Source organism: Vreelandella lionensis, assembly GCF_002087295.1.
GTDB lineage: Bacteria > Pseudomonadota > Gammaproteobacteria > Pseudomonadales > Halomonadaceae > Vreelandella > Vreelandella lionensis.
The window spans coordinates 1-9,084 of record NZ_MWVI01000066.1 but is presented as its reverse complement, the minus strand read 5'-3'; the positions used below and the strand labels follow the sequence as shown (position 1 = coordinate 9,084).

Annotated in this window: 9 protein-coding genes and 1 pseudogene; 5 read left to right on the top strand and 5 right to left on the bottom strand. The window is 54.7% G+C overall.

Annotated elements, in window-relative coordinates; all coding sequences use genetic code 11:
* Positions 1-50 precede the first annotated feature (50 nt).
* Positions 51-1,142, top strand: a complete 1,092-nt coding sequence (locus tag B4967_RS09565) for an NADH-quinone oxidoreductase subunit N (protein WP_243470465.1) — start codon at positions 51-53, stop codon at positions 1,140-1,142.
* A gap of 17 nt (positions 1,143-1,159) precedes the next feature.
* Here B4967_RS09565 and B4967_RS09560 read toward each other — a convergent pair whose 3' ends face one another.
* Positions 1,160-1,663: a hypothetical protein gene (locus B4967_RS09560; protein WP_207953611.1), complete on the bottom strand. Its 504-nt coding sequence runs from the start codon at positions 1,661-1,663 to the stop codon at positions 1,160-1,162.
* On the bottom strand, positions 1,612-1,860 hold the full coding sequence (locus tag B4967_RS09555) for a hypothetical protein (protein ID WP_083024936.1): 249 nt from the start codon (positions 1,858-1,860) through the stop codon (positions 1,612-1,614). Before B4967_RS09555 ends, B4967_RS09560 begins: the two co-directional genes overlap by 52 nt.
* Before the next feature lie 284 nt (positions 1,861-2,144).
* Between B4967_RS09555 and B4967_RS09550 the strand changes: the two genes are divergently transcribed.
* Positions 2,145-3,359 (top strand): hypothetical protein, encoded by a 1,215-nt coding sequence (locus B4967_RS09550; protein ID WP_207953610.1) that lies wholly within the window; start codon positions 2,145-2,147, stop codon positions 3,357-3,359.
* 310 nt (positions 3,360-3,669) lie between these two features.
* On the opposite strand, the gene B4967_RS20305 is transcribed toward B4967_RS09550, so the two are convergent.
* The 3 genes and pseudogenes from B4967_RS20305 to B4967_RS09535 all read right to left on the bottom strand — a co-directional run bounded on the left by B4967_RS20305 (position 3,670) and on the right by B4967_RS09535 (position 6,170).
* Positions 3,670-4,029, bottom strand: a complete 360-nt coding sequence (locus B4967_RS20305) for a copper resistance protein B (RefSeq protein ID WP_161491499.1) — start codon at positions 4,027-4,029, stop codon at positions 3,670-3,672.
* The gene (locus tag B4967_RS20300; protein WP_083024932.1) at positions 3,996-4,316 is read right to left on the bottom strand and encodes a copper resistance protein B; all 321 of its coding nucleotides are present in this window, start codon (positions 4,314-4,316) and stop codon (positions 3,996-3,998) included. Before B4967_RS20300 ends, B4967_RS20305 begins: the two co-directional genes overlap by 34 nt.
* 209 nt (positions 4,317-4,525) lie before the next feature.
* Positions 4,526-6,170 (bottom strand): annotated as a pseudogene (locus tag B4967_RS09535) (copper resistance system multicopper oxidase).
* Between the two features lie 492 nt (positions 6,171-6,662).
* Between B4967_RS09535 and B4967_RS19225 the strand changes: the two are divergent.
* The 3 genes from B4967_RS19225 to B4967_RS09525 all read left to right on the top strand — a co-directional run.
* Positions 6,663-7,583: a multicopper oxidase domain-containing protein gene (locus B4967_RS19225; protein ID WP_243470464.1), complete on the top strand. Its 921-nt coding sequence runs from the start codon at positions 6,663-6,665 to the stop codon at positions 7,581-7,583.
* Positions 7,580-8,518: a multicopper oxidase domain-containing protein gene (locus B4967_RS19220; RefSeq protein WP_243470463.1), complete on the top strand. Its 939-nt coding sequence runs from the start codon at positions 7,580-7,582 to the stop codon at positions 8,516-8,518. The genes B4967_RS19225 and B4967_RS19220 overlap by 4 nt, the downstream gene beginning before the upstream one ends.
* Positions 8,505-9,084, top strand: a 580-nt coding sequence (locus B4967_RS09525; protein ID WP_139794461.1) for a copper resistance protein B, incomplete at its 3' end; no start/stop codon positions are given. The genes B4967_RS19220 and B4967_RS09525, both read left to right, overlap by 14 nt.

Below are 9,084 nucleotides of genomic sequence, written 5' to 3'. Positions count from 1 at the left end.
GTTGAAGGCCGGCCAATGCCAGTCTCGCCATATTTTTGGCGAGAGTGGATGTGAGAGGCACCGTGCGAGAGGGCACGGTTTACAGCCTGCTTTGCTTTGCCACCATCGGCGCGCTCGTTCTGGCAGGCGCGGGTGATACGATGTTCCTTGTATTGGGTACATTATTAACTGGCCTGGCCACCTTTGCCTTGGTTGCCTACCCGGATACCGACCCTGCCACAGAGGCCGCCATGAAGTTTTTCGTGTTCGCCTCGGTCACAGGTGCGATCATGATTTTCGGCCTGAGTTACTGGTTCGGCGCTACGGGCTCCACGTTACTCGCGGATCTTCCTGGTATGGATACCATGCCAATGTCGGTTCTTCTTGGGTTCGTGGCGGTGGTTGTTGGTCTGGGCTATAAGGCCTCGCTGGTTCCATTTCATTTCTGGGCGCCAGATGCCTATGAGGGTGGTCCGCTGTCTATTGCCGCCTATTTGTCCGTCGTGCCAAAGGTCGGCGCGCTGTTTGCGTTAACGCAGGTGGTTCGCGACCTGCCGCTTGGCAGCGGTTGGGCGGTTGTTATCGCCGTACTGGCTGTTCTGACCATGACCTATGGCTACCTGGCCGCGCTTGCTCAGACTAACGTGATTCGGCTGCTTGCCTATTCGTCGATTGCCCAATCCGGCTATTTTCTTCTGGGCATCCTCGCAGTCGGCGCAAGTGAGCTTGCGCTGCCATCCATCATCCTGTTTGCCGCAGCCTATGCGGCCATGAACCTGGGCGCTTTCGCCGTTGCCGCCAGTACTGGACGGACTCTGAACGATTTTGACGGATTGGGTCGCGCCCAGCCGCTTATTGGCCTCGCAATGGTTATCTTTCTGCTATCGCTGGTTGGGATTCCCCCATTGGCGGGTTTTGTCGGCAAGTTCCTTTTGTTTGCCGCAGTCATCGACGTGCAGTACACCTGGGTGGCAGTGGTGGCGATCATCAATAGCGTACTCTCGCTGGCAGTTTATCTGCGCCTCGTTGTGCCGATGTACAGGCAAGGGAATGTCGTGGTGGCTAGAACTGATATCTGGTTGAAAGCCGTACTGATAATAGCGCTGACTGTCACACTCCTTTTGGGTGTATTTGCGCAAGTGTTTGTAGGGCCGCTTGCATGATGGCCGAAGCCCATTATTTATTGCCGAGAGTAATCACCGCCCTGACGTCTGAGATCAAGCCAGCCTCTATAGAGCCAACGCAGACCAAAGAGCGAGACTGTTGGAACGATAATCCACTGCACTAGAGGCGCAATACCTGTGCCAATAAAGGGTAACAGGGGCATAGAATCATTGTAGCTCCAGCGCTGGCCTGCGCCTGTGGCCCATGCTTCAAAGACTATGGTTATAAGCAGACCGGTAGCAAAATACGCTCCTAAAGCATGGCGGCGCCACCGCCCCTGTATCCAAAAGCCATCTTTAGTTGCCGCTGCGGCGACGCCATAGGCAAATAGTGCAATATTGGCATCGCCGATTGCCGCCCGCGTGCACAGCCAGACGACCGCACCATGGGACGCCTCCATCATCCCTGTAAAGAAAGGCACCTGGATCATTTCCCAAAAAAAATGCAGCAAAAAGCTGACAGACCAGATTAAAAAAAACAGGAACCAGCCTCTACGTGATGGTCGACGTGAACAATGCATAATCTATCCAGCCAATCTAATAACTTCAGGCAGCCGAAGTTGAAATCGCAACCCTTCATCGCAGCGCCCTCCTGACCACCCGATAATTCGGAAGTGGCCAGAACCGGTCCACCCAAAAACAACGGCAGCAGCAAGGAGATAACTCGTCGGTTCATTGCGGCCATCTCGATTTCATGCGCCAAATGGTCGGATTGCATGCTTGGCGCCCAGTATGCCTTTCAATAGTGAGCAATCATAGCACCTCTCCGAGAATGGGCGCTGGGGGCGAAATAGCCTCTTTGATGCGTCGTCAGGTCTGACAGTCTGACGGGTGGGGATGTCAGTACGAAAATCGGGAAAATGAAATTTAGCTGAAAATTCAGGTTCGTTTCAGTTGACCACTACAAGTTTTGTGCGTCAAGATTAAGTGCCGTTTAACTGGCACATCCATATTGAGGCAATAAATCGTTGTCGATATGAAAATTAAAATAAGGAGTTTCAGGTGAGCAAAATCTTCAAATCAATAAGCGCTCCGCTGGCGATAGCTTTAGTAGCAACACCGGCGTTGGCCGCGGAGCCGGTCGGGCGTGCGTCACCAACCGTAGAAGACCTGAAGAATGAAATAAATCAACTGACGGCTGAAGTGGAAGAGCTCAAGAAAGGCGATTCCCCCTTCACGGTGAACGGTTATTACCGCCTGCAGGCGACCTCAGAAAGCCTAGATACGACCGACGATAACAGTGCTGCTTTTGTTGACCAGCGCCTGCGTGCAAAGATCACCGGCGACCTCAATGATAATGTGAGCCTGGTTTGGTACGGTGAGTTCGACTCTCCCTGGGGTGAGAAGGGAAGCTGCCAGGGTGACGATTGCGGCAAACTCAGCGCCGACGGCGTTGGCGTTGAGACCAAAAATGCCTACGCTGAACTGAAGGTGCCGAACAGCGACTGGAAGGTGCGAGCGGGCATCCAGGGGTATGGCTTCGGTAAATACGAGAGCTTTGTTACCAACGACGACATGAATGGCGTCTCCTTTGCGGGCAATGTTGGTATGGCCACGCTGACAGGTGGCTGGTTCAAGTGGGAAGAAAACGATAGAGATTCTGCGGACGACGTGGACTTCTACATGTTGAGTGCCGAACTTCATCCCAGCGAGGTTTTCCACTACGGCCTTACCGGAGCTCAGATCAGCAACAGCAGTCAGGCTGCTCTGAATGGTACGGCGGCTCGAACGGATGACAACTATTTCGGTGCCTACGCCGATTTTACCTTTAACAAAATGGGCTATAGCGGCTCGGTACTTTACAAAAAGTCGTCCGGGCGTGACTCTGACGCAACAGATGGCGACACGTACATGTTGAATCTGTATGCCCAGAGGCATTGGGGCAATGCAAGCCTCAAGATTCACGGCATCTACATTCCGGCAGACGACAGCAGCAACGGTGCCGATCGCTTTGCAAGAAACAATACGGGCTACGAGCTGTCCGGCGATAATCTGCAAATCTTCGGAACAGACGTCTACTACAACAATGGTAGTCAGGGTGCTAAGGCAGTTCTTGATGGAGCGTACCAAGGGTATGGCCTGATGGGGCTGATGGTCTCGGGTGATCAGGAGCTTTCCAACGACTACTACCTGAAGTACGGCACCGGTTACTTCCGCGTTGCCGACGACGCGCCCGACAGCGCAGCTCAGGCCAACGGCTCAAGTCTTGGTACTTGAAGTCGCTGCTCAGGTTGGTAAAAAGTTTGCTGGCTTGTATGACATCAGCCGCCGCGGCTCTCACGGTTTCAGGGGGGACTTCTACGAAGATGACCCGGAGGATACCTATAAGGTCGTAGCTATGGTCAATATCAGCTACTGATCAACGTGTAATTTCATGATCTGATACAACGGCCGGGCCTTAGTCCGGCCGTTTGTCATTGAGCCGAACATGCGGAAGGTCGGCAATGATTTTGACGAAATCCTCCAAATGAGGACACTAGCTGACCCACGCAAAGGGGCCAGGCCTTTTCTACTGGGCATTATCGTACTAAAACCACCACCGGCCGCCCGCCACGAAGCTGGAGGACTCGACGTCTTCCCCCTCGCGCTCACGAAGGTCCTCTGTGTTGCCCAGAAAGCGGGTGTAAGAAACACCCACGTAGGGCGCAAACTCCCTCGAAAAGTGGTATCCCAGACGGTGCCCCAGGCCCACATTATTGATGCCACTACCGACGCCCCACTCCTCAACATCGCTGAAGGCAACGAGCGTTTCGCCGCGGCCCTGCAAAATGAGCCTTTGGGTCAGCAGCCAGTCGTACTCGGCTTCAAGATCGTATGACACGTCACCGTCGTCGGTGACTCGGAGATTTGTGTCTACCTCAAACCAGTAGGGGGCAAGTCCCTGCAATCCAACAATGGCCGAATAGCGCTCCTTATTAGGTTAGGGCTGGGGCAAAACGTTGACTGGGCACCCAATCCTGTCTGTATATCCCAGAAGCGATCGAAGCGATAGCTGTACTGCACATCAAAATTTTCGATGTCGCCGCTGTCGCTGGATAGATCAGTCTCACCTTCCGTTTCGACCCAGAGCCGATTGCGATCTTTACCAATCCATGCCTGGGCGTCCCACAGGGCCAATTCGTTGTCGCCGTCACGCTGGTATTCCATCCGGTCAAACAGAACCTGGCCAAACACCTGGTGGTCGTGTATCGGCAGCGTTCAGTCGGGTTCGGCCTGAACGCCAGTACCGGCGGCGCCGGCTCCCGAGGCAAGCGTTAAGGCTGTGGCACCCACAACCCACTTGATGCGATTCATCATAATGTTCATCCCCTATCCCGTTAAACGACCGACACGACACGAAACATGCCTGCGTCCATGTGGTACAGAAGGTGGCAATGGAAAGCTCAGTCACCCGGTGCATCCGCTGTGATCAGCGCGGATACACGCTCGCCGGGTTTGACGGAAATCGTGTGTTTGCGTGGACGATATTCACCTGCACCGGTTTCCAGTTCCATCCACATGCCATGCAGGTGAATGGGGTGATCCATCATCGAGTCGTTGACGAGGATCAATCGCAGGCGCTCGCCATGGTAGAACTTGACCGGGCCATCGACTTCAGAGAACTTTTTGCCGTCGAACGACCACATGTAACGTTCCATATTGCCGGTAAGGTGCAGTTCCACCTCGCGTTCGGCCGGGCGCTTGTCGGGCCAGCCCTCAATGCTCTGCAACTGGGAATAAGTCAGCACCCGATGGTTGGCTGTTTCAAAACCTACACCAGGGTCATCCAGACGCGATTGCGGGCTGGAAGCCACCATGGCCGCCCCGGGACCGTGATTATCAGGGCCATGGGATATCGGCCGACCCGCCGTCGGGACCTCATTCATCGTTGCTTTGTCCGAGCTCATCTTGTTCATTCCCGAGTCGGCGCCATTCATCATCATTTGGCCATGGGCTTTGTCGTTGCTGCCCGACATCATCGCCATCTTGCCACCCATGTCCATGCCGCTGTCCATGTTCATATCGCCGTCCTTGCCCATGGCGCCCATGCTCATCGCGCCCATGCCCATGGCGGCCATACCGCGCTCGGTTCGCGGATACATGGGCGGTACTGGCGCCTCCATTCCCTTGCGGGTGGCTAACGTTCCGCGCACATACCCCGACCGATCCTGTGACTGGGCAAACACGGGGGGAGCCGTGTCGGTTGGCTGTACAATCACGTCGTAGGTTTCCGCCACGCCAATGCGGAATTCATCCGTTTCTACGGGCTGCACTGGCTGACCGTCAGCGGAGATAACCGTCATCGGGAGTCCCGGGATACGGACATCAAAGAAGGTCATCGCCGAGGCGTTGATGAATCTCAGGCGAATTTTCTCGCCGGGACGGAACAGCCCGGTCCAGTTGCTGGCGGAAGGCGACCCGTTCATCAGGTAGGTATATTCAGAACCGGTTACATCCAGGATATCCCGGGGACTCATTCGCATTCTGCCCCACATGCCGGCTTTGCTCCACGCGGCATCCCAGCCCATGGTTTCGACGTCCTTGAAGAAGTCGCCAACGGTGCGCTGGTTGTAGTTGTAGTAGCCCTCCGCCACTTTCAGATTGCGGAATACGTCGTAGGGAGAATCAAAGGTCCAGTCGGAGAGGACAACAACGTCTTCGGGATCATAGGTCACCGGTTCCGGCTCGGCAGGATCAATGATAATCGGCCCATAATGGCCCAGCTGTTCCTGAAGGCCAGAGTGGCTGTGGTACCAGTAGGTGCCGTGCTGTTCGACCGGAAAACGGTACTCAAACGTTGATGCCGGGAAAGCTGACGCCAGGAACGCCGTCCATCTGGTACGGCAGAATCAGGCCGTGCCAGTGAATGGATGTTGCCTCCGATAGCGTATTGGTGACACGCAAGATTGCCTCGCGCCCCTGTTTGAGGCGCACCAGAGGCGCTGGCAGAGTGCCGTTGATGGTGATGGGCTGTTCCGAGACTCTGCCCCCTATCTTGAGAGGTGTTCTCGCGACGGTCAGGTCGTAAATGTCAGCGCCATTACGCACGGTGTGAAATGCATTCGTGTTGTCCAGTTGTCCTCTAGCATAGGCCTGTAACAACTGTCGAAACCGGCAAGAAGTCCCATTGTGGCAGCTCCTTGTATAAGGCGGCGCCTGGACACACCTGCATAGAAATGTCTATCGCTCATAGGTTGCTCCTAAAACCATGTATATACAGCTTCTCGCGTTCGTGGCTCGATTGTTGACGCTACCCGGTGCAACTGAAATCAAACTGAAAAGACGAAGAACCTTATCGGTATATATTAAAACTAGAAAATGGCTAAGCAGGCATGACGACCTCCGGATTCGCTGTGCCTGCTTTTATAGAATTCGCTATTGCTCAGTTGAAAGATATAAAAATAACAGAGGGTGGGGAGGTAGGGCAGCAATTATACCATGCCGCTGTCCAGCTCTTACCCCAATATGAACTCTTCGCCTGTCGATACCTCTCATTGGGTCCGCCGTCGTCAGGATAATCAAGCGTACAAGGAGGTACTAATGAAAGATCAAAGCCGTTTTAGCGAGCTAAGTTCGATGTCGCGTCGTAGGTTCCTCGTCACAACAGGCTCATCAACACTAGCCAGTTACCTGATGCTCAACCGCCCAGCGTGGGCGTTGAATGCCGATGTTGCTCGTTCTGGAAACTTTGGTGAACTGGATGCGACTGCAGAGGAAGGAATCGATCTCTATCTCGAAAACCAGGATCTGCTAATCGGTGGCCGCGTTGGCAGGGGGATTACCATTAATGGCTCTATCCCCGGACCGGTCATCCGCATGACAGAAGGCAAGGATGCGCTGATACGCGTCCATAACCGCCTGCCTGAATCGAGTTCAATTCACTGGCATGGCATTCTTTTACCATTCGACATGGATGGTGTGCCAGGTATTAGCTTTGCCGGTATTCCCGCAGGCGAGACCTTCACTTATCGCTTTCCGGTCCGACAGAACGGTACCTACTGGTATCACAGTCATTCCGGCTTTCAGGAGCAACTCGGTCACTACGGTCAATTAATCGTCGACCCCGCCCAAACAGACCCGGTTGATTACGACGTTGAGCATACGGTTGTCCTGTCGGACTGGACATTTGAAGACCCTCATAATGTGTTCCGTAATCTCAAAACCATAGAGGGCTATTACAATTTCCAGCGGCCGACCCTGGCAAATATCGATGACCAGATGCAGGCAACGGGCATGGCGCTGGGTGAGGTCATTGGCAAACGACTGTCCTGGCAAGGGATGCGGATGGACCCTACCGATATTGCCGACGTCACAGGTGCCACCTACACCTTCCTCATGAATGGCAAGTCGGCTGACGAGAACCCGGTGTTCCTTGCCGAACCCGGCCAGAAGGTTAGCTGCGTATCGTCAATGCCTCGTCCCAGACCTACTATGATGTTCGCATTCCAGGCCTGCCGATGACCGTTGTTCAGGCTGATGGTCAAGATATCAAACCGGTCGAAACAGATGAGTTTCGCATCGCCGTAGCCGAGACCTACGATGTGATTATTACCTTGCCTGACGACCAGGCTTACACGCTCTTTGCAGAAACCATGGATCGCAGCGGCTATGCCCGCGGAACCCTGGCTTCACGGGTCGGCATGTCTGCAGCCATTCCCGAGCCCCGACGCAGGCCCATGCTTAACATGGCCGACATGGGCATGATGATGAAGGGTGGCATGGAAGGCATGGAAGGCATGGAAGGCATGGAGGGGATGAACCATGGTGCACACGACAGCATGGTGATGCCGATGGGTCGGCATGCTGCCAATGGGTTACCGACCGAAAATTTGGTAGAACGCGTCAAACACGGCCCATCCGGTCATGGCCCGGCCAGTATCACCATGGCTCAGTCCGCCTACCGACGTCTGGACTATCCTGGGGCAGGCCTTGGGGATGATGGCTGGCGGGTGCTGACGTATAGTCAGCTGCGGGCTCTGGAACGCCCCCCGCTTAGGCGCCCACCGACCCGGGAGTTCTACCTGCACCTGACGGGCAACATGCACCAATTCATCTGGGGCTTCGACGGCAAGAAATGGTCCGAGTCGGACATGATCCGATTCGAGTATGGTGAGCGTCTGCGCATAAATATGATCAACGACACCATGATGAGTCACCCAATCCACCTGCACGGCATGTGGATGGACCTATATGCAGGAGGCGACCTCGACACCAATCCGCGCAAGCACACGGTAAATGTTCAGCCGGCTGAACTGCTGACCGTAGACATTACCGCTGACGCACCAGGACAGTGGGCCTTCCACTGTCACTTGCTTTATCACATGGAGGCAGGCATGTTTCGTACAGTCGCTGTTGTCCGTTCCTTGGAAGGAGGATCGATCAATGCTGATGCATAGCACTCGCCTCTTATCGGCCATGGCCGTCGCTGCTCTACTTTCCGCCCCTGCGATGGGACAGAATAAGTCCGGCATGGGAAATATGCCGAACACCTCGGATCTTCCAGTCCATCAGGAATCCGCGAAGTACCACCAAGGCTCAACGCCTGATCTTGAAGTTCCGCCGCTCCCTGAAGGCATCACGCTGGATGAGGTGTTCAACTATGCGGAAAGCGACCCACCCTCGCACTTCCCCGACCCGGTACCCGACGACCAATTGTTTGGGTTCGTGCGCTTCGACCAGTTTGAGTACCGTGTTACGGATGATGATGCCCCCGGTAACTTAGGCTGGGAAGCTGATGCCTGGTTCGGCGGTGATATCAACCTATTCTGGTGGAAGACTGAGGGGGAGGCGATTTTCGATGGCGCAAACGAAGGGGAAAGCGAGAACGATTTCCTTTATTCGCGGCTTATTACACCTTTCTGGAGCGTTCAGACCGGTGTCCAGTACGCTAACGAATGGACCCCCGATGCTTACGAGGATCGCTGGTCGTATGTGTGTAGTGGTCAAGTAAAACTGGCCACCG

Bases quoted from the DNA above. Each gene is read 5' to 3' on its own strand.
- B4967_RS09555 (WP_083024936.1), bottom strand. From the start codon at position 1,860: ATGCAATCCGACCATTTGGCGCATGAAATCGAGATGGCCGCAATGAAC.
- B4967_RS09560 (WP_207953611.1), bottom strand. From the start codon at position 1,663: ATGCATTGTTCACGTCGACCATCACGTAGAGGCTGGTTCCTGTTTTTT.
- B4967_RS19220 (WP_243470463.1), top strand. From the start codon at position 7,580: ATGACCGTTGTTCAGGCTGATGGTCAAGATATCAAACCGGTCGAAACA.
- B4967_RS19225 (WP_243470464.1), top strand. From the start codon at position 6,663: ATGAAAGATCAAAGCCGTTTTAGCGAGCTAAGTTCGATGTCGCGTCGT.